Here is an 18,600-nt window from a genome sequence, read left to right as displayed (position 1 = left end):
CGTCCACCCCGTCAGGTAGCCTTGGCCATGTCCGCTCGCGATCGTCACACCCTCTCAGCCTCCGTCTTCGTCGCCCTATGCAGGGGCGACGAGGTCCTCTTGCTGCGGAGGACGGCGACAGGGTGGATGGACGGTGCCTTCAGTCTTCCCGCTGGAGGGCTTGAGGCCGGCGAGACGATCGCCCAAGCGGCGATCCGGGAAGCCCTGGAAGAAGTCGGCGTGCGCATCGCGCCTGCTGATCTCGTCTACGTCCATACATTTCACAGTCTGACGGAGGGCCGGGACTGGGTCGGTCACGTCTTCACCGCAGCACGATGGGACGGCACGCCCAGGCTGATGGAAACCGGAAAGCACGCCGATCTCGGCTGGTGGCCGTTCGGATCATTGCCGCCCGAGACCATTCCCTATGTCCGGCAAGCCCTTTTGAACGTCAGCCAGGCCGTCTCCTATTCCGAGTATGGCTGGGGCGGCGCCCGGCAGGACAATGCCTTGCTGGAGGGATAGCCGAGCTCACTGCCCACCTGGCCAACAGCGAAGCGCGGCCCGCCTATCGGCATGCCTTTGAGGCTCAACGGGTCGTGAACACCGCCCAGCAACCGACCGGCTGATCGGGCTCCGGCTCGCATTCGTCATCTGCGTGGAAGGGGCGGCCGACACTCGCCGATTTCATGGGCTTGGCAGGAGGGTTAGGGCATCTGCTGGAAAAGCGGATTGCGGCTATGGGGAAAGCCGATGCGGACACAGGCTCGAGGTGGTTTGCGGAAGATCGGATCATCAAGCAGATTGCCGCGTACCGCAATTGCTGACGAGAGATCGTGGACGAGTTTCAGGAAACGCTAAGCCTTCGGATGCTCACGATCCCGGCCGGCATCGTGGCGCTGAGGGACGACCGCATCCAGCGGCGCTGGGATGTCGCGCTGGAATCCTACAGGATTGGAGCCGCCCCGGTGACGCAGGCACTCTACGCCGAGGTCACGGGGAGTTGGCCTTCGTCCCATGTGGACGCCAGATGCCCTGTCGAAAGCGTCTCCTGGCTCGACGCGGTTGCGTTCTGCAATCAACTGTCCGGAAAACGGGGCCTCACTGCGGCTTATGTCATCCACGACGACGCGCAAGGAGCGGATCTCCTCGCCGATGCCGACGGATATCGCCTTCCCACCGAGGCAGAGTGGGAACACGCCTGCCGTGCGGGAACGCGCGGGCCTCGCTATGGCGACCTCGGCGATATCGCCTGGTTCGCCGATAACTCGGGCGAGCGGCCCCAGCCCGTTGGCGGCAAGCAATCCAATGCCTGGGGTCTTTACGATATGCTCGGCAACGTATGGGAGTGGTGCTCCGACCAGTACGACCCGCAGGTCTACGGCGCCTACCGCATATTCCGTGGCGGCGGTTGGGCAGACGGCGAAAGAGGTTGCCTGGCAACCAATCGCCGTCGAAGCCATCCCACCTTCCGGATAGACGATCTGGGCTTTCGCCTCTGCGCAAACGCCGGAGTGTCGGGAACAGGCGGACGGATGGGCAGCTAAAGCATCGGCCCGAAAAGTGGATTGCGGTTTTCGGGGCAAAGCCGATGCAAAGACAAAGGGTTGGATCATCGGACTGGATACGATGTCCGGTCCGATGATCCAGGGGGTAAGAACGGAAGCAGGCCCACCCAATGAAGAGCGCCTGCCTTGGGACCATGCCCGGCTATCGAGCCGCAGCGTCCAGGGATCAATAGGTTGGGGGCGTGATGGCGCTGATGATCTCGCTCGGTTCCGCCGAGGCATTCCGGAACCGGTGCGGCTCCCGGCTGTCGAAATAATAACCATCGCCTGGCTGCAGGACCGATGACCGGCCCGCGACGGTGACCTCGACCGCGCCGCGGATGACGAGGCCGCCTTCCTGGGCCGAATGGGAGAAGGCCTCGCCCGTGTCGGCGCCGGGGGCGTAGGTCTCGTGCAGCATCAGCATCGAGCGGTTGGGAAAGCCCGTTCCGATGACGCGGTAGGAGATCGCGTCGGCCCGGCCGATTTCCGTCATTTCAGCCGCCCGGCAGAAAGGATTTGGCGGCGAGGCCGCATGAAAATCCAGAAAGAAGCCCGACATGGTCGTGCCGAGCGCGTCGAGCACGGCATGCAGCGTGTCGAGCGAAGGGCTGATCAGGTCCCGCTCGATCAGCGAAATCGACGAGTGTCAAATCCCTGAACGCAAGGCGACGGCGCGGACGCTGAGCTGACGGCGGAGCCGTAGCTCCCTCAAACGGTCGCCGATCTTCATGGAAGGCCTCCTTCAGCTGAGCGCCGCATCTGAGCCCAGCTGGTGAATATCTTCAACGCCCCTGCTGGCCTCCTTGCCTTGTCGCCGCACCGCGCAGAAGCTTGGCCAGCTCGATCCCGCTCACCGGAATGTCCTGCATGTCCAAGCCCGACCCCGCCCTGGAAGCCCAGATCACGCGCATCAAGGCGCCCCAGCGCAGCGCCTGGAGCGACAACACTCCTGTCGAGACCACGGTGAAGGCGGTTCTGGAGGCGGTGCGGCGGGATGGCGACGCGGCCCTGCGGCACTATTCCCGCGAGTTCGACAAGCTCGAGATCGACGCCTTCGAAGTCTCGCCCTCGGAGCGTGCCGCCGCGCTGGACGGATTGGAGACGCAGACCCGGGCCGACACCGAGTTCGCGATCGAGCGCGTGCGGGCCTTTGCCGAGGCCCAGCGCCAGACCCTGCTGCCCCTCGAGATCGAGCCGCTGCCCGGCCTGCATCTCGGCCACCGCATCATCCCGATCGCCCGCGTCGGCGCCTATGTCCCGGGCGGGCGCTATCCGCTGCTCTCGGCGCCGATCATGACCATCGTGCCGGCCAAGGTCGCGGGCTGTGACGAGGTCATCGCCTGCCTGCCGCCCGGCGCCCATCCCGCGATGATCGCCGGATGCCATCTCTCCGGCGCCGACCGGATCTTTCGCATCGGCGGCGCGCAGGCGATTGCCGCGATGGCCTTCGGCACGGAGAGCATTCCGGCCGTCGACAAGATCGTCGGCCCGGGCAATGCCTATGTGAACGAGGCCAAGCGCCAGGTTTTTGGGCTGGTCRGCATCGACCAGCTCGCCGGGCCGAGCGAGATCTTCGTCGTTGCCGACGAGACCGGCGATGCCGTGACGATCGCGGTCGACCTCTTGGCGCAAGCCGAGCATGACGTGCGCACCCGCGTCGGCCTGATCACCACGGACCGCACCCTGGCGGACAAGGTGCTCGTCGAGATCGAGCGCCAGCTCGGCGACCTTTCGACCGCGCCGGTCGCCGCCGCAGCCTGGCGCGACTATGGCGAGATCGCCGTCTGCGCCGACGAGACCGCCATGCTGGCCTATTCCGACCACATCGCTGCGGAGCATCTGGAGGTGCATACCCGCGACGCGCATGCCACGGCGGCAAAGCTGCGCAATTTCGGCTCGATCTTCATCGGGGTCGCAGCCAGCGTGGTCTATTCCGACAAGTGCTGCGGCACGAACCACACGCTGCCGACCATGGCGGCCGGGCGCTACACCGGCGGGCTCTGGGTCGGCTCCTATCTCAAGACCTGCACGCATCAATGGCTCGACGAGCGCGGCGTCGCGGCAGTCGCCCCGCCGGCCATGCGCCAGAGCGCCAGCGAGGGCCTGGAAGGCCACCGGCGGGCGGCGGCGCTGCGGCTCGCGCCGGCGCAGCTGCTCCGTGAGATCGGAGCCTGATCGACGCGAAGTTTTTCCGGAAACCCCTCTATCGCACCGCGATAAAGGGGGCTCCAATAGGGGCAACGACGATCCCAACCGCGAGGGGCGGGGGGATCGCTGCAGCAGAAGCAGGGAGAAGATCCATGACGTTTCTGAAGTCCATACTCGGCAGCACTGCGCTCGCGGCGGGGCTTGTCATCGCCGGCCTCGGCGCGGCGTCGGCCCGCGATCTCACCGTCGTATCCTGGGGCGGCAACTACCAGGACGCGCAGCGCAAGATCTACTTCAAGCCCTTCGCAGAAAAGACCGGCAAGCCGGTCCTCGACGAATCCTGGGACGGCGGCGTCGGCGTCGTCCAGGCCAAGGTGAAGGCCGGTACGCCGAACTGGGACGCCGTGCAGGTCGAGGCCGATGAACTTGCCATCGGTTGCGCCGACGGCCTTTACGAGAAGCTCGACTGGAGCAAGCTCGGCGGCAAAGACAAGTTCCTGYCGAGTGCGGTGAGCGATTGCGGCGTCGGGGCCATCGTCTGGTCGACGCTGCTCTCCTACGATTCCGAGAAGCTGAAGACGGCGCCGACCTCCTGGAAGGATTTCTGGGACACCAAGACCTTTCCGGGCAAGCGCGCCCTGCGCCGGGGCCCGAAATATGCGCTCGAATTCGCGCTGATGGCCGATGGCGTCGCGCCGAAGGACGTCTACAAAACGCTGCGCGAGAAGGGCGGCGTCGACCGCGCCTTCAAGAAGCTCGACGAGATCAAGTCCGACATCGTCTGGTGGGAATCGGGCGCGCAGCCGCTGCAGCTGCTGAAATCCGGCCAGGTCGTGATGACCTCGGCCTATAACGGCCGCATCAGCGGCATCAACAAGACCGAGGGCACCAAGTTCAAGACCGTCTGGCCGGGCTCGATCTACGCCGTCGACAGCTGGGTGATCCTGAAGGGCAGCCCGAACAAGGACCAGGCGATGGACTTCATCGCCTTCGCCAGCCTGCCGGAGAACCAGTCCAAGCTGCCGCAGGACATCGCCTATGGCCTGCCCAACAAGGCTGCCGCGGCTGCCGTCTCGGCCGATCTCGCCGTGGACCTGCCGACCGCGCCGCAAAATCTCGAGAATGCGATCGCGATCGATGTCGACTACTGGAACGACAATATCGAGGACCTGACCAAGCGCTTCAACGCCTGGGTCGGCAAGTAGGGCCGGCAAATCGGGTGGTAAGGGAGGGCGGCCACCAGCCGCCTTCGCCTGGCCGCTCGTCATGCGACGCGCCCCGGGCACGCCAGATCGCGCCCGGGGGCGCCTCCGTCAGCCGTCCGGCCTGGCGCCGTCTCCGACCGGTGCCTGGCTGCGGCCGCAAGGGCTTCGCCTCATCCTCACGGGAAGATTGATCATTTGCGAGATCTGGATCCGTTCATTCATTTCGAGGCCATCAGCAAGGTATTCGGCACGGTCACGGTGGTTGACGCGCTCGACTTCCATGTCGCGCGGGGCGAGTTCGTCAGCCTTCTCGGCCCGTCGGGCTCGGGCAAGACGACGCTCCTGATGATGCTCGCCGGGTTCGAGGCGCCGTCCGGCGGGCGCATCCATGTCGACGGGCGGCGCGTCGAGCATCTGCCGCCGCACAAGCGCGAGATGGGCGTCGTCTTCCAGAATYACGCGCTCTTCCCGCATATGACGATCGCCGAGAATGTCGGCTTTCCCCTCAAGATGCGTGGCGTCGCCAGGGCGGAGCGTGAGGCGAGGGTGAAGCGCGCGCTCGATCTGGTGCGCCTGAGCCATCTCGCCGACCGCCGGCCCTCGCAGCTCTCCGGCGGCCAGCAGCAGCGCATCGCGCTCTCGCGCGCCCTGGTCTACGAGCCCAAGGTCGTGCTGATGGACGAGCCGCTGAGCGCGCTCGACAAGCAGTTGCGCGAGCATATGCAGCTCGAGATCCGCGCGCTGCATCGCGAGCTCGGGCTGACCGTGATCTTCGTGACGCATGATCAGGGCGAGGCGCTGACCATGTCGGACCGCGTCGCGGTGCTGAACCGCGGCAAGATCGAGCAGTTCGATACGCCGTCTGGCCTCTATGACAGGCCGCGGACGCGCTTCGTCGCCGAATTCATCGGCGAGACCAATCTGCTGGCGGGGCGCGTCGCGCAGCGCCAGGGCGAGGCCACGACGGTGGCGCTCGCATCCGGTGGGAGCGTGACCTGCGACAGGGCAGTGTCGTTTGAACCCGACAGCGAGGTGATGGTCTCGGTTCGTCCCGAAATGCTGCATCTCGTGCAGGATGCTGCTGCCGCCAACGCCTTGCCGGTGACGGTCGAGGACCATGTCTATCATGGCGATCATATCCGCCTGCATCTCGCCTTCGGGGAGAGCCGTCTGGTCGCACGGGCCGGGCGGCGCGATGCGGCACCACCTGTCGGCAGCACGGCCTTCGCCAGCTTCGCGCCCGGCGATTGCTCGCTGGTGGCCTCCACGGCGGTGCAGGGCGGCACGGTGCGCCTCGCCTTTCCACAGACGGCGACCGCGATCGCGAACTGGGATGGAGCAGGCCCGCCGTCGGCTGCCTTGCAAGCGGCGCTCGTCCGGGATTTGCGGACCGACACGCCGCAGGAGCGCTTCGGCGATGCGGTGCGCACGCTGAACAGCCAGCAGGCCGGTTTCCGCACGCTGCTCCCCCGCACGGCGCGGGCCGTGCGCGAGGCCGGCGAAGCGGACGTGGTCGATCTCGTCGCCCTCGACCCGCGTTGGAGCGAGCAGGGCTATTGGCTGGCGCTGAAGCGCAGCATGCCGGCCTATACGGATGCCAATCTGCTGGCGGCGGTCGACCTCAAGCGCAATGACGAGGCGCGGATCGAGCCCGTCGAAGCCGATTTCGCCGTCAACCGCGCGATCATGCTGCGCACCTTCGTCATTGCCGGCCAGGTCACGCTGCTTTGCGCGGCGATCGGCTTGCCCTTCGCGATGCTGGCGGCGAGCGTGTCGGGCTGGAAGCGCAATGCGCTGCTCATCGCCGTGCTGCTGCCGCTCTGGACATCGCTTTTGGTGCGCACGGCGGCCTGGCTGATCCTGCTGCAGGATAACGGGCTGATCAACCAGACGCTGCGCGCGCTCGGGCTGATCGAGACGCCGCTCTCGTTGATCTACAATCGCACCGGCGTGCTGATCGCCATGACGCATGTCCTGCTGCCGCTGATGGTGCTGCCGATCTATGCCAGCCTGATCGCGATCCCGCGCAACCTGATGCCGGCCGCCGCGGCGCTGGGCGCAGCCCCGCTGCAGGCCTTCCGCCATGTCCTGCTACCGCTCGCCATGCCGGGCCTGCTCTCGGGCTCGCTGCTCGTCTTCATGGTGGCGCTCGGCTACTACATCACCCCGGCTTTGACAGGCGGGGCCGGCGACCAGATGATCAGCTCGGTCATCGCCTTCTATGCGACGGGAACGGCGAACTGGGGCATGGCGGGCGCGCTCGGCCTGTTCCTGCTGGTGCCGACGACCGTGCTCTACATCCTTTACGGCCGGCTCTCGCGCACGCCGCTGGTGCAGACATGAGCGGCGTGTCTCGCCCCGGCGCTGCGGCCTTCAACGCCGTGCGGCTCGCTTTCGCCGCGCTCGCCGTCGCCTTCCTGCTACTGCCGCTCGTCGCGATCCTGCCGCTCGCCTTCACCGACAGCGTCTTCCTGGTCTATCCGATCAGCGGCCCCTCGCTGCGCTGGTTCGGCGCGCTGGCCGAAAGCCAGGCCTGGACCCGTGCGATCGTCAATTCGCTGATCATCGGCACGGGCGCGACCGTCGTCGCGACGGTGGTCGGAACGCTTGCCGCGCTTGGGCTCAGGCGCGAGCTCCTGCCGTTTTCCGGATTGTTGCGCTCGGTCTTCCTGCTGCCGATGGTGGTGCCGGCGGTCGTGCTCGGCGTCGGCATGCAGATCCTGTACGCCCGCATGGGGCTGGCCTCGAGCTATCTCGGCGTCATCATTGCGCATGCGGTGCTCTGCGTGCCCTTCGTGCTCGTCAATGTTGCGAGCTCGCTGGCCAGCATCGACCCGGCGCTGGAGCGTGCCGCAGCCAGTCTCGGCGCCTCGCCGGTCAAGGTCTTCCGCGGCGTGACGCTGCCGCTGGCCATGCCCGGCATTCTGACCGGCGCGGTCTTTGCCTTCGCGACCTCGCTCGACGAGGTGGTGATCACGCTCTTCGTCGCGGGCCCCAACCAGACCACGCTCGCCCGTCAGATGTTCTCCTCGCTCCGCGAGAACATCAGCCCGGCGATCGCGGCCGCAGCCTTCATCATCATGATCGTGACCTTCGCCTTGCTGCTTGCCGTGAAGGGCGCCTCGCTCTTCCAGGCGCTGCGCAAGAGGCAGAAGGTTCAGCCGAGTGAGGCGTGAGGCCGGCATCAGGTCGCAAAAACCACCAGATCTGGTTGCGCTCGTTTGGTAGCTCCCGGCTCCCTTCTGCCAAGGGAATGGCGTGGAATCGATCGGATGCGCTTATTGAGGTTGAAAGGCGACGCGCCCGATAGCCGGAGCCATTTCCCGCTTGGGGCATGTCTGCTTCGGGCTTCGAATGGCTTGGGGCGTCGGCGCCTCGATCTCCGCTTCGCTGGCGGGCGTGATCATCGTCAACGCCGGTTACTCAACGGCCTTCGTCAGGCTCCCCGCCTGCGGCCTCGTCTTCTATCTCGTTGCCATGCCGGAGACCCGCGGCTATGAGCCGCCGACCGACCACCGCGCCATTCCGGCGCCGGCGATGACGGGCGAAAGAGCGGCGTAACCTTCATGACGGGCTGGGGGCTCAACGCGACGCAGTTCCTCGCGATCGCGATCTTCGTCGCGACCTATGTCGCGATCGCCATCGGCCGGATGCCGGGCCTGCGCGTCGACCGGGCCGGGGCGGCGCTGGTCGGGGCCGYGCTCATGGTCGGCTGCGGCGTGCTCTCGCTGGAGGACGCCTATCGCACGATCGACCTCGACACCATCACGCTCCTGCTCGGCATGATGATCGTCGTCGCCAATCTGCGGTTATCGGGTTTCTTTCGCATGGTAGCCGGCTGGGCCGTCGGCAAGGCGTACCACCCGGCGCTGCTGCTCGCGGCCGTCGTGGTGACGACCGGCGTGCTCTCGGCGTTTCTCGTCAACGACGCGATCTGCCTGGTGATGACGCCCATCGTCATCACGCTGACCCGCGCGCTCGACCGCAACCCGGTGCCTTATCTCATCGCAGTCGCGCTCGCCTCGAACGTAGGCTCGACCGCGACGATCACCGGTAACCCCCAGAACATGATCATCGGCAATCTCTCGGGGATCTCCTACGGCGCCTTCACTGCGGCGTTGGCGCCGGTGGCAGCACTCGGACTAATCGTCACGATCCTGCTCGTGCTCCTCCTCAACCCGCGCGAGTACTTCACCCGCCAGAGGCTGCCGACGGTCTCGATCCCCGCGCATTTCCATAGTTGGTTGGCGCTCAAATCGGCGCTCATCTCCCTGGCAATGATCGTGCTGTTCTTCCTCGGCCAGCCGGTCGCCAAGGTCGCGATCTGCGCGGCGGCCTTGCTGCTGCTGACGCGGCGCATCGAGCCGCGCAAAGTCTATGGCGATATCGACGGGCAGCTCCTGCTGATGTTCGCAGGCCTCTTCGTCGTCGTGCGCGGGCTGGAGCACGCGGTGCTGACCAAGGAGGTCCTGGCCCAGGCCGCGCATTTCGACCTCGGCAATGTCGCGGCGCTTACCGGGGTCACCGCTGTCCTGTCCAACCTCGTCAGCAATGTCCCGGCCGTGCTGGTGCTGAAGCCCTTCGTCGAGCAGTTGCAGGATCCGCAGCGCGCCTGGCTCGTCGTGGCGATGGCCTCGACGCTCGCGGGTAATTTCACGCTCCTCGGCTCCGTCGCCAACCTCATCGTCGCCGAGCGCGCTGCCAAGGAGGGCATCTCGATCGATTTCTGGACCTATTTCAAGATCGGCGCGCCACTGACCATCGCCACGCTAGCGATCGGCCTCTACATGCTGTCCTGACTTCAGAAAGCAGTCGGGGCCGCTTGGGTCGCTTCGAGAAGCCGCAGATCTCCGACACGGACCGGGGCGCGCCAGGCCTATCAAAGGGTTTGCCGCAAAGGACGACGATATCAAGAAAGGCGAACTCTACCGGCCGACGATGATGCAGCTTCCCGCGAAGCCGCTGGGTAGCCAATGATGTAAGCGATTGCCATGAGGGCGCGCTCAGAGTGCGCGCACCACGTGGAGCGCGTCGCGGACTGGCATTCCGCCTTGCGCGCCGGCCGACAGGCAGGAGAGCGCGGCCGCCTTGCAGCCGAAACGAAGGGCATCGGCGAGGGGGGAGCCTTCGTGAAGGGCAACCGCAATCGCGCCGACGAAGGTGTCGCCGGCTCCCGTGGTGTCGACTGGCACGATGGCTGGCGTCGTTGCCGTGCAAACCTGTCCATCGGCCGTATAGGCGAAGGCGCCTCGCGCACCGGCCGTGACGATGCAGGTCGTGGCGGAGCGCGTCGCGAGCTGCGCGATGTCGTCGGCGGCAACGCCCAGGATCAGGGCGATGTCGCTGGCCTCATGCTCGTTCACGACGAGAATATCGCTCGCTTCCAGCAGAGCCGTGGCCTCGTCGCCTGTCATCGCGGGAGGAACCGGGGCGCAGTTCCAGATGACGCGGCCGCCGGCCTGGCGGGTGCGGCGCGCCACGTCGAGCGAGGCCGGGAAGGGCACTTCCATCTGCAGCACGAGAACGGTGCCGCTCCTGAGCATGGCGTCCGGCACATCCCCCGCGGACAACGCGCCATTGGCGCCGCTCGCGACGGTGATCGCATTCTCCGCCTGCGCATCGACCGAGATGAAGGCGCAGCCGGTCGGGGTGTCGCAGACACGGACCAGCTCCGTCGATACGCCGTTGCGACCGAGGTTTTCGGTCGAATCCCGCCCGAAGGCATCGGCACCGACGCAAGCCGCCATCACCAAGGTGCCGGGCGCCGAGAGGCGCGCCGCAGCCACCGCCTGATTGGCGCCCTTGCCACCGAAATGCTGCTCATGGGAGCGGGCGAGCACCGTCATGCCCGGTCCCGCAATGGTGGCGACCCTTGCCACCAGATCCACGTTGATGGAGCCAAAGACCAGGATCATCGGCGGGTTCGCTCAGCCTTCCGCGTCCATCGCGTGCAGCTTGTCGACGCGGCGGCGGAAGTCCTCGTCGGTGGAGAACTCTGCCGCCAGATAGGCGTCGATCAGGTCGCTCGCCAGCCACGGGCCGATGATCTTGGCACCGATGCACATGACGTTGACATCGTCATGCTCGACGCTCTGATGGGCCGAGTGAACGTCATGGCAGACGGCCGCGCGGATGCCCTTCATCTTGTTGGCCGCGATCGAGGCGCCGACGCCGGTGCCGCAGACCATGATGCCGCGGTCGGCCTCGCCGGACGTGACCTTGCGCGCCACCTCGCGTGCGATGTCGGGGAAGTCGACCGGCTGGTCATCGAAGGATCCGACATCGAGCACATCGTGCCCGAGCGTCCTGATATGGTCGATGACGTGCTTCTTGAGAGACCATCCGGCGTGGTCCGAGCCAATGACGAGGCGCATGGGTAGTATCCTTGTTTCGAAGTGGGAGCCGGCGGCCGCACGTGCACACCGCCGGCCTGTCTGACGTCAGCCCCGCATGTTTTCGGGCAGTTCGGTGCCGTGGAACTTCTTGTAGATGGCGTTGAGCTTGCCGTTCTTGAGGTTCTCCTGAACCCAGGCATCGAGCTTTTCGAGCAGCTTCGGCTCACCCTTCTTCACGCCGATGGCGAGATCGAAATTGGTGATCGAGACCTTCGGCTCGAAGGCGCGGGCCGGCGCCTTGACGCCGATCTGGCTGACGATCGTCGCCGAGGTCGCGATGCAGTCGGCCTGCCCGGAGATCGCTGYCGTGACCATGGTCGCATCGTCGTCATAGCGCGCGAGCTTGAGGTCGCGTTCCTTCATGTTGGTGAGCGTGGTGTCCTGCGTGGTGCCGCGCGAGACGCCGATCGTCTTGCCCTTGAGATCGTCCCAGCTCTTGACCTGATCGGACTTCAGGCAGCCGACCACCGATTGCAGGGCGGCATAGGGCTTGGAGAAGTCGATCACCTTGGCGCGTTCGGGCGTCACCGACAGCGTCGAGATGATGATGTCGGCCTTGTTGGTCTGCACATTGGGAATGCGCGTCGCGCCGGTCGTCTGCACGAATTCGAGCTGCAGGCCCCAGTCCTTGGCGAGAAGCTCGGCGGTTTCGACATCCGAGCYCGTCGGCTTCATCGTGCCGTCCATCATGCCCGACGGCGGGATCGCCAGATCCGTCGCGATGCGGATCTTCTTCGCCTTCATGATGTCGTCGAACACATCGGCGCGTGCGCCGTGCCCGGACAGCGTTGCCAGCCCAGCCGCGAGCAGCATGGTGGCGATTGCATTGCGTTTCATCCCTGGATCTCCCTTGCCTTGGATTTTTTAAAAGCCCGTTCCGACGAACTGGGCGAGTTCCGGTGTCGCCGGGGCGGCAAGGATCGAGGCTGTTCCCGTCTCGTGAACCTTGCCGGCATGCATGAACACCACCTTGTCGGCGATGCCCCTGGCAAATCCCATCTCGTGCGTGACCATCACCATGGTCATGCCGTCCGCAGCGAGCGCTTCGATGACCTTCAGCACTTCCCCGGTCAGTTCGGGGTCGAGCGCCGAGGTCACTTCGTCGAACAGCATCACCTTCGGTTGCATGGCGAGCGAGCGCGCGATCGCCGCGCGCTGCTGCTGGCCGCCGGAAAGCTGTTCGGGATAGGCGTGGAGCTTTTCCGCCAGGCCGACCTGCGCCAGCACCGCCTGGGCGCGTTCGCGGGCCTCGGCCTTGGCCATCCGCTTCACCGAGACCGGCGCCAGCGTGATGTTCTGCTCGATCGTCAGATGGGGGAAGAGATTGTAGCTCTGGAAGACGATGCCGACATCCTGGCGCAGCGCGCGCAGATCGATGTCGGGGGCATCGACACGGTGGCCGCAGACATGGATCTCGCCACTGTCGATCGTCTCGAAGCGGTCGATGCAGCGCAGTGCGGTGCTCTTGCCGGAACCGGAACGGCCGATCAGGACGAGCACATCGCCGCGCGCCACCGAGAAATCGACGCCGTCCAGCACCTTCAGGCTGCCGAAGCTCTTGTGAACATCCCTGAGGGAAACGACCGGGCTGTCCTGGGTCATCTGCGTCTCCTGCCTGGTCAAGCCGGCATCAGTTTCGTGCGACCATTGCCCATGCGTCGCTCCAGGCGACGGCTGAGCGCCGAGATCGGGAAACAGAGGGCGAAATAGATCACCGCGATGATCGCGTAGATCAGGAAGGGCTCGAACAGCGAGTTGTTGATGATCTGGCCGGCGCGGGCGAGTTCGACGAAGCCGACGACCGAGGCCAGCGAGGTGTTCTTGATGATCTGCACCATGAAGCCGACCGTCGGCGGCGTCGCGATCCGCATCGCCTGCGGCAGGATGACCTTGATCATCCGCTGCGTCCGGCTCAAGCCCAGGCCTTCGGCCGCTTCCCATTGCGGCTTCGGCACGGACTGGATGCAGCCCCGCCAGATCTCGCCGAAATAGGCGCCGACATAGATCGTCAGCGAGGCGCTGGCCGCCATCAGCGCCGAGATCGAGAAGCCCAGCGCCGAAAGGCCGAAATAGCCCAGGAACATGATCACCAGCAGCGGTGTTCCCTGGATCAGCTGGACGTAGCCGCCGCTGAGCAGGCGTATCGTGCGGCTCGGCGACACCCGCGCGAGCGCGATCAGGAAGCCGAGCAGACCACCGCCGACCAGGGCGATCGTGGACAGGCCGATCGTCCACAGTGCGCCATGGCCGAGGAACAACAGGTGATTGGCGTTGAGAGACCCACCCATCGCCGTCACAACGCCGTGCCGAGGCGCCGGCGGCGCGGAAACAGCGCAAGCCCCAGCGCCCAGAAGCCGGCTCTCAGCACGAGCGAGAGCACGACATAGGCGATCGCGACCAGGATATAGGTCTCGAAGGCGCGATAGGTGTCAGACTGGATGTAGTTGGCGACGGCGGTCAGCTCTTCCGCCGAGATCTGCGAGGTCACGGACGAGGCCAGCATCAGCAGCACGAACTGGCTGGTCAGTGCCGGATAGACCTTCTCGGTGGCCGGCAGCAGGATGACATGCCAGTAGATCTGGAAGCGCGACAGGGCGAGGCCMTCGGCCGCCTCGATCTGGCCGACGGGGATGGATTCGAAGCCCGCGCGCATGATTTCCGCGGTATAGGCGCCGACATTGATCGCGAGCGCGGCGGCCGCGACGGAAAAGGCCGAGAACTTGAAGCCGACGCTGGCGAGGCCGAAATAGACGAGGAAGATCTGGACGAGCAACGGCGTGTTGCGGATCGCCTCGACATAGAGCGTGCAGACCCGCGCGATCAGGCGGTTTCCGCTGTTGCGGCCGACGGCGCAGAAGGTGCCGATGACCCCGCCGAACAGGATCGCGAGAGCGGCGAGCTTCAGCGTCATGACCGCGCCGTCCCAGAACAGGGGCCAGCGCTCCAGAACAACGGAAAAGTCGAGGTTCAGGCCCATCGCCGCCGCCCGCCTCAGGCTCTGTTCGTCATGCGGTCATAGACGCGGAAAAGCGCCTGGTTGCCATTGGCGCCTTCGCCATGGGCGCGGGCTTCGATGTACTGGCTGGTAACCAGCGCGGTTCCGGGCAGGGGCACCGAAAGGGCCTGGGCCTGCTCCTGGACCAGCCTGAGGTCCTTCAGCATCAGGTCGATGCGGAAGCCCGCCCCGACATCGCCGGAGATCATGGCCGGGCCGAGTTTTTCGAGCATCCAGGACGCGGCCGAGCCGCCGAGCAGKACATTGCGGAGCTGCTCGAGATCGACGCCCGAGGCCCGGCCAAGCGCGATCGCCTCGCAGATCGCCTGTATATTGATGCCGCAGATCAGCTGATTGCAGAGCTTGACCGCCTGGCCGGCTCCCGGCGCACCGACATGGGTGATCGTCGTGCCCATCGCCCTGAAATAGGGCTCGGCGCGGGCAAAGGCCTCGGCCTCGCCGCCGGCCATGATCGACAGGGCCGCGTTCTTGGCGCCGATCGGCCCGCCCGACACCGGCGCATCGATGAAATCGGTGCCCGTCGCCTTGAGATCGGCATGAATGCGCCGCACGGCGACAGGCGAGATCGTGCTCATGTCGACGATGAGGCGGCCGGCGGGCGGCGAGGCGAGCAGCCCTTGCGCGCCGTAGACGACCTCCTCGACCTGCGGCGTGTCGGGCAGCATCGTGATGGCGATATCCGCGGTCGCGGCGGCCTGCGCCGGGCTTGTCGCCGCGACCGCGCCGGCGGAGGCGAGTTCTTCGACGGCGCTGCCGACGATGTCGAAGGCCGTGACGCTGTGCCCGGCCTTCAGGAGGTTGCGCGCCATCTCCCGCCCCATCGTGCCGAGGCCGATGAAGCCGACGTGCCCCTTGTCGTTTCGTCCCATAGCGCTTCTCTTCTTCTGAAAGGCTCTAGCCGGTGGCCGGTTCGCCGCTGTCCCCGTCGCCAAGCGCCGCGCGGCGCCGATATTCGTCGCCGATGGCAAAATGCCGTCGCAAGGTGACTTCGGCGCGATCGGGATCGCGCGCGACGATGGCGTCGAAGACCCTCTTATGGTCGTCGATCAGGTAGGTCTTCATCGAGCCGAACATCTGCACCAGCTCGCGCCGGCTGCGATGCGAGCGGGCGAGCAAGGTCGACATCGAATCGTGCAGGACGGCGAGCGTCTGCGAGCGCGAGGCCAGCACAATCGCCCGGTGGAAATCGTAATCGGCCAGGCTCCCGGCCTCGGCCTCGTCGATCGTCGCACCGATGCGGACGAGCGCGCGCTGCAGGCGTTCGAAATCGGCGATCATCGCGCGCTCGCAGGCCAGGCGGATCGCCTGGCATTCGATCGCGATGCGCGCCTCCATGACATCGTCGATCAGGTCGGCCTGCTGAGCGAGCGCCAGCGCGAAGAAATCCTTCAGCATCGAGATGTCGGGGCGCTTGACGATCGTGCCGATGCGATCGCGGATCTCGACGATGCCCAGCATATGCAGGGCTCGCAACGCCTCGCGCACGATCGGCCGGCTGACGCCGAGTTGCACGGCGAGTTCGCGCTCGGCGATCAACCTGTCGCCGGGCTTGAGTGTGCCGTCGAGAAGCTGTTCGCGCAAAAACGCAAAAACCTTCTCGAACCCTTTCGGGTCTTCTGCAGCCTGAGCGTCCATCCCAAGATCACTTGTTTTTTATTCTGGTCAGACCAATACGATGACCAGAGCCGGACGTCAACACCGGGCCTTGCAGCCGCCTGTGGAACGGCGATCGCGGGAAAGGCGAGGGGGAGGGCGTGCCGTGGCGGCGGTGACCACGCGAGTTGGAAACGCCAGCCGACATGGTCGCATCGTGGCTGCCGTCTCGGTGGAAGGCTCAGCCCTGCGGAAGCTTCCTGCCGGCCGCGGGGCCGTCGCTGTGGTGAGGCCTGCCTCGTTCGCCTATGGCGGCCAGCGGCCGGATCGACCTCGACCATGCGCGGAGGTTCTCCGCGCCGGCCACGGTCCCGCGTTCGCTTCGCCCGGCTGTGTCGGTTCGGGTCAGGCGGCGGACTGACACCAGTCGGCGCGCATCGGACGGCGTGAGTTGCGCGCCTCCGGATCGCGTTCGGGAACGTGGTTGTGTCGCACCATCGCGCTGTCTCGAAGCGATGTGCAGGGGTGTCGCACCGGGAGCCCGGAGGAGCTTTGCCGCCTCATAGCCGGGCCGTTCGACCATCTGCGACAGGCAGCACGGCGGCCATGCCCCAGGCTGATGCGGCATGAATCTCTGCTTCGAACCGACCAAACACCACCCGGCCGTGCGGTGGGATTGGACCCGGTTCGGGCAAACGCGTGAACAGATGAAGGTCAACCGGTCTGTTCTCTGCAAATGGCAGCCGTGCAACCAGTCGCGACGGTGCAAGCGGCTCGTTCAGTTCTGTCCATTCGGTCGCAGCAAGGACATTCTGGCCGCTTTCTGCGTCGTCTGGGCCGATCCCGTGCGGAGTGACGACCAGCCGGGCTCCGAGGCGGCGCGTCTGGCAGCGCTTGTCGTCGATCATGACCTCGCATGAAATCTCGATCAGGCCCGGCGTGGCAGGCAGGCTGATGACAGCCGCAGATGACGTTGTCTTCAGGGGGCGCAGGAGGACCTTTCCCTGCTCGATATAGCCGAACACCGGGTAAGCAGCAGATTGTTCCCGGGTAAGATGCGCCTTGCCGACGACGGAGTCGGGGACCGGGATCATCGCTCCTGCTTCATGTCGGAATTCGCCATCATCTTCGGATGAAAGAGACCGGATTCCCGGCAGTCCGCCCCATAGTTTCATCGCAAGCATGGTCGCTGCGTCTCGCTCGTCCGGCTGCGCCAGGCTTTGCGGGGCAAGCCGGTATTCGTGCATGACACCGGCCGAACAGGTCGAAAGACGAGGCGCCACCTCGCCGCCACGGGCCCAGAGCTTGAGTGTCAGGGAACGCGACGTGCAAGTCGATGCGCTGGGCAGGCGCAGAGGAAGCCAGCCCCTGCAGAGCACATCGAAGGGAACGCGCCACTGCGCCAGAAGCGTCCCCGCATCGGAGGCCTCGATCTGCGCGCACAGATGCCCGGCGCCCCGCCCGGGATCGGCGATATGCAGATCGATGCCGAGCCATCCCCTCGCGGAGCTGGGTAGCCGCTGCGCGAGGCATGGCCCGATGTCGCTGACGTCGGGCTCTTCGGGAGAGGCGGGAATGTCGACATCCGAACGGGGAAGGGGGCTGTTGAAGATGAGCTGCGGACGCCCCATGCGCAGGGTGGCGACCAATTCCTCGAGTTCCTGGGGAATGCGAACGTGATGGGTCCAGCTCTCCCGCAAGGCCGCCAGGTCACGCATCAGTAGCTGGTTGCTATGCTGCAATCGGCTTGTCTCACGCAGCGAGCGCTCGAGTATGGCTGCATCGAGCTCTGCTCTGTTCCCCACAATGCAGGGTACAGGCGTCTCTGACCCCCCGGTCTTGGTCCACCACGCCTGCAAGGCACGCAGAGAGCGTTCTTCGATCGGATCGGGAGCCCACAAGGCCCATACATTCGTGGGCGGGATCTCCAGACTGCACAGCGCTGACGGCAACGCGTCTTCCGCCTGTCCATAGTCGGTCAGGACATAGTGGTCGCACGCGACCAGCTTGCAGCCATACCAGTGAAGAGCCGATGCCGGCCTGGCGCGCGCAGGCGATGTTCCCGGGCCGCTCAGCACGATGACCTTGGGATCGGCGGAGTAGAGGCGCCGCAGCAGGTTTTTTGTCGTTTGAAGGGCCATCAGACAGCCTGCCTGGATTTCGGTGCCGTTGCGGGTTCGAACAGCGGTTTGATGCCGAAGTCTTCCAGATCAGTGCTTCGATCGGGCCAATAACGCATCTTCGTGCTTGGCATGCCGAAAGCCCGGCACAGGCGCAGGAGTTCCGCATTGCCCACGACAATATGCGTGTAAGCCTGCTCGAACGCTGAGCATGCATTCACGGCCTGGCTCGTTGCTTGATCCCCTTCAGCGTATCCGAGCAGCGCCCATGTCTCCACCTTCAGTCGACGCAACGCGCCCATCAATGTGTGTGAAACCCCGCCATCCACCGATACGGCGCGGTGATAGCCGGCCAATGTGGAAATGGCGTCATCGGTATCCAGATGCTCGAAGCAGGGCATCGGCGTCCCCTGATAGCTCCGTGTCCATGCGCGGGACAGCAGCTCCGGCAGGGGCAATGCAATGATCTGCGAAAAGCATTTTGCGCGGCCGGGAGCGAGGGCGAATTCCCTCGCGATCCCCACGAGATGAACCTCCCACCCCGCTTCGATGAGCGTCAGTGCCAGCCTTTCGGCGGTCGCAACGCTCTCGGGA

The 18,600-nt window shown here is 65.7% G+C and carries 19 protein-coding genes; 8 read left to right on the top strand and 11 right to left on the bottom strand.

The window, feature by feature from the left end; genetic code table 11:
* Nucleotides 1-504 (top strand): NUDIX hydrolase (locus tag AC1D34_RS24645; protein ID WP_476825609.1); only part of this gene is annotated, 504 nt, incomplete at its 5' end.
* Nucleotides 505-815: 311 nt separating this feature from the next.
* A complete protein-coding gene (locus AC1D34_RS24640; protein WP_476825608.1) occupies nt 816-1,526 on the top strand; it encodes a formylglycine-generating enzyme family protein in 711 nt (236 codons plus the stop codon).
* Nucleotides 1,527-1,713: 187 nt separating this feature from the next.
* Here the strand turns inward: AC1D34_RS24640 and AC1D34_RS24635 are convergent, their stop codons facing one another.
* A complete protein-coding gene (locus AC1D34_RS24635) occupies nt 1,714-2,022 on the bottom strand; it encodes a cupin domain-containing protein (RefSeq protein WP_476825607.1) in 309 nt (102 codons plus the stop codon).
* 374 nt (nt 2,023-2,396) lie between these two features.
* On the opposite strand from AC1D34_RS24635, the gene hisD reads away from it, so the two are divergent.
* From hisD to AC1D34_RS24605, 6 genes are all read left to right on the top strand, one after another.
* A complete protein-coding gene (hisD, locus tag AC1D34_RS24630; RefSeq protein ID WP_476825606.1) occupies nt 2,397-3,704 on the top strand; it encodes a histidinol dehydrogenase in 1,308 nt (435 codons plus the stop codon).
* Nucleotides 3,705-3,829: 125 nt separating this feature from the next.
* Nucleotides 3,830-4,882 carry an ABC transporter substrate-binding protein gene (locus tag AC1D34_RS24625; RefSeq protein ID WP_476825605.1) on the top strand — a complete coding sequence of 351 codons (1,053 nt, stop codon included), beginning with the start codon at nt 3,830-3,832 and terminating at the stop codon, nt 4,880-4,882.
* Nucleotides 4,883-5,140: 258 nt separating this feature from the next.
* Nucleotides 5,141-7,225, top strand: coding sequence for a polyamine ABC transporter ATP-binding protein (gene potA, locus AC1D34_RS24620; RefSeq protein ID WP_476825611.1), 2,085 nt, complete (start codon nt 5,141-5,143; stop codon nt 7,223-7,225).
* On the top strand, nt 7,222-8,058 hold the full coding sequence (locus tag AC1D34_RS24615) for an ABC transporter permease (RefSeq protein ID WP_441506779.1): 837 nt from the start codon (nt 7,222-7,224) through the stop codon (nt 8,056-8,058). The genes potA and AC1D34_RS24615 overlap by 4 nt, the downstream gene beginning before the upstream one ends.
* Nucleotides 8,059-8,236: 178 nt before the next feature.
* The gene (locus AC1D34_RS24610) at nt 8,237-8,443 is read left to right on the top strand and encodes a hypothetical protein (RefSeq protein ID WP_441491223.1); all 207 of its coding nucleotides are present in this window, start codon (nt 8,237-8,239) and stop codon (nt 8,441-8,443) included.
* Between the two features lie 5 nt (nt 8,444-8,448).
* A complete protein-coding gene (locus tag AC1D34_RS24605) occupies nt 8,449-9,681 on the top strand; it encodes an anion transporter (protein ID WP_476825604.1) in 1,233 nt (410 codons plus the stop codon).
* Nucleotides 9,682-9,885: 204 nt separating this feature from the next.
* Here the strand turns inward: AC1D34_RS24605 and AC1D34_RS24600 are convergent, their stop codons facing one another.
* From AC1D34_RS24600 to AC1D34_RS24555, 10 genes are all read right to left on the bottom strand, one after another.
* Nucleotides 9,886-10,797, bottom strand: coding sequence for a ribokinase (locus tag AC1D34_RS24600; protein WP_441506781.1), 912 nt, complete (start codon nt 10,795-10,797; stop codon nt 9,886-9,888).
* Nucleotides 10,798-10,809: 12 nt separating this feature from the next.
* The gene (rpiB, locus tag AC1D34_RS24595) at nt 10,810-11,256 is read right to left on the bottom strand and encodes a ribose 5-phosphate isomerase B (RefSeq protein WP_441506782.1); all 447 of its coding nucleotides are present in this window, start codon (nt 11,254-11,256) and stop codon (nt 10,810-10,812) included.
* Nucleotides 11,257-11,322: 66 nt separating this feature from the next.
* On the bottom strand, nt 11,323-12,090 hold the full coding sequence (locus AC1D34_RS24590) for a transporter substrate-binding domain-containing protein (RefSeq protein ID WP_476825610.1): 768 nt from the start codon (nt 12,088-12,090) through the stop codon (nt 11,323-11,325).
* Nucleotides 12,091-12,141: 51 nt separating this feature from the next.
* Nucleotides 12,142-12,879 carry an amino acid ABC transporter ATP-binding protein gene (locus AC1D34_RS24585; RefSeq protein WP_441506783.1) on the bottom strand — a complete coding sequence of 246 codons (738 nt, stop codon included), beginning with the start codon at nt 12,877-12,879 and terminating at the stop codon, nt 12,142-12,144.
* A 17-nt stretch (nt 12,880-12,896) separates the two neighbouring features.
* On the bottom strand, nt 12,897-13,565 hold the full coding sequence (locus tag AC1D34_RS24580) for an amino acid ABC transporter permease (RefSeq protein ID WP_441506784.1): 669 nt from the start codon (nt 13,563-13,565) through the stop codon (nt 12,897-12,899).
* 5 nt (nt 13,566-13,570) lie between these two features.
* The gene (locus tag AC1D34_RS24575; protein ID WP_476825603.1) at nt 13,571-14,254 is read right to left on the bottom strand and encodes an amino acid ABC transporter permease; all 684 of its coding nucleotides are present in this window, start codon (nt 14,252-14,254) and stop codon (nt 13,571-13,573) included.
* Between the two features lie 14 nt (nt 14,255-14,268).
* Nucleotides 14,269-15,225, bottom strand: a complete 957-nt coding sequence (locus AC1D34_RS24570) for an NAD(P)-dependent oxidoreductase (RefSeq protein ID WP_476825602.1) — start codon at nt 15,223-15,225, stop codon at nt 14,269-14,271.
* Nucleotides 15,188-15,928 carry a FadR/GntR family transcriptional regulator gene (locus AC1D34_RS24565; RefSeq protein WP_441491230.1) on the bottom strand — a complete coding sequence of 247 codons (741 nt, stop codon included), beginning with the start codon at nt 15,926-15,928 and terminating at the stop codon, nt 15,188-15,190. The genes AC1D34_RS24570 and AC1D34_RS24565 overlap by 38 nt, the downstream gene beginning before the upstream one ends.
* Nucleotides 15,929-16,446: 518 nt before the next feature.
* On the bottom strand, nt 16,447-17,964 hold the full coding sequence (locus AC1D34_RS24560; RefSeq protein WP_441506786.1) for a DUF6212 domain-containing protein: 1,518 nt from the start codon (nt 17,962-17,964) through the stop codon (nt 16,447-16,449).
* 62 nt (nt 17,965-18,026) lie between these two features.
* The coding region (locus tag AC1D34_RS24555; protein WP_476825601.1) for a hypothetical protein at nt 18,027-18,600 on the bottom strand (574 nt) is incomplete at its 5' end.

This window comes from Allobosea sp. P1_A7 (genome assembly GCF_056406775.1).
This window is presented reverse-complemented; position numbering and strand designations above follow the sequence as displayed.

Coding starts and splice junctions, on each gene's coding strand:
- AC1D34_RS24610 (WP_441491223.1), top strand. CDS start 8,237: ATGGCTTGGGGCGTCGGCGCCTCGATCTCCGCTTCGCTGGCGGGCGTG.
- AC1D34_RS24565 (WP_441491230.1), bottom strand. CDS start 15,928: ATGGACGCTCAGGCTGCAGAAGACCCGAAAGGGTTCGAGAAGGTTTTT.
- AC1D34_RS24580 (WP_441506784.1), bottom strand. CDS start 13,565: ATGGGTGGGTCTCTCAACGCCAATCACCTGTTGTTCCTCGGCCATGGC.
- AC1D34_RS24615 (WP_441506779.1), top strand. CDS start 7,222: ATGAGCGGCGTGTCTCGCCCCGGCGCTGCGGCCTTCAACGCCGTGCGG.
- AC1D34_RS24635 (WP_476825607.1), bottom strand. CDS start 2,022: ATGACGGAAATCGGCCGGGCCGACGCGATCTCCTACCGCGTCATCGGA.
- AC1D34_RS24585 (WP_441506783.1), bottom strand. CDS start 12,879: ATGACCCAGGACAGCCCGGTCGTTTCCCTCAGGGATGTTCACAAGAGC.
- rpiB (WP_441506782.1), bottom strand. CDS start 11,256: ATGCGCCTCGTCATTGGCTCGGACCACGCCGGATGGTCTCTCAAGAAG.
- AC1D34_RS24600 (WP_441506781.1), bottom strand. CDS start 10,797: ATGATCCTGGTCTTTGGCTCCATCAACGTGGATCTGGTGGCAAGGGTC.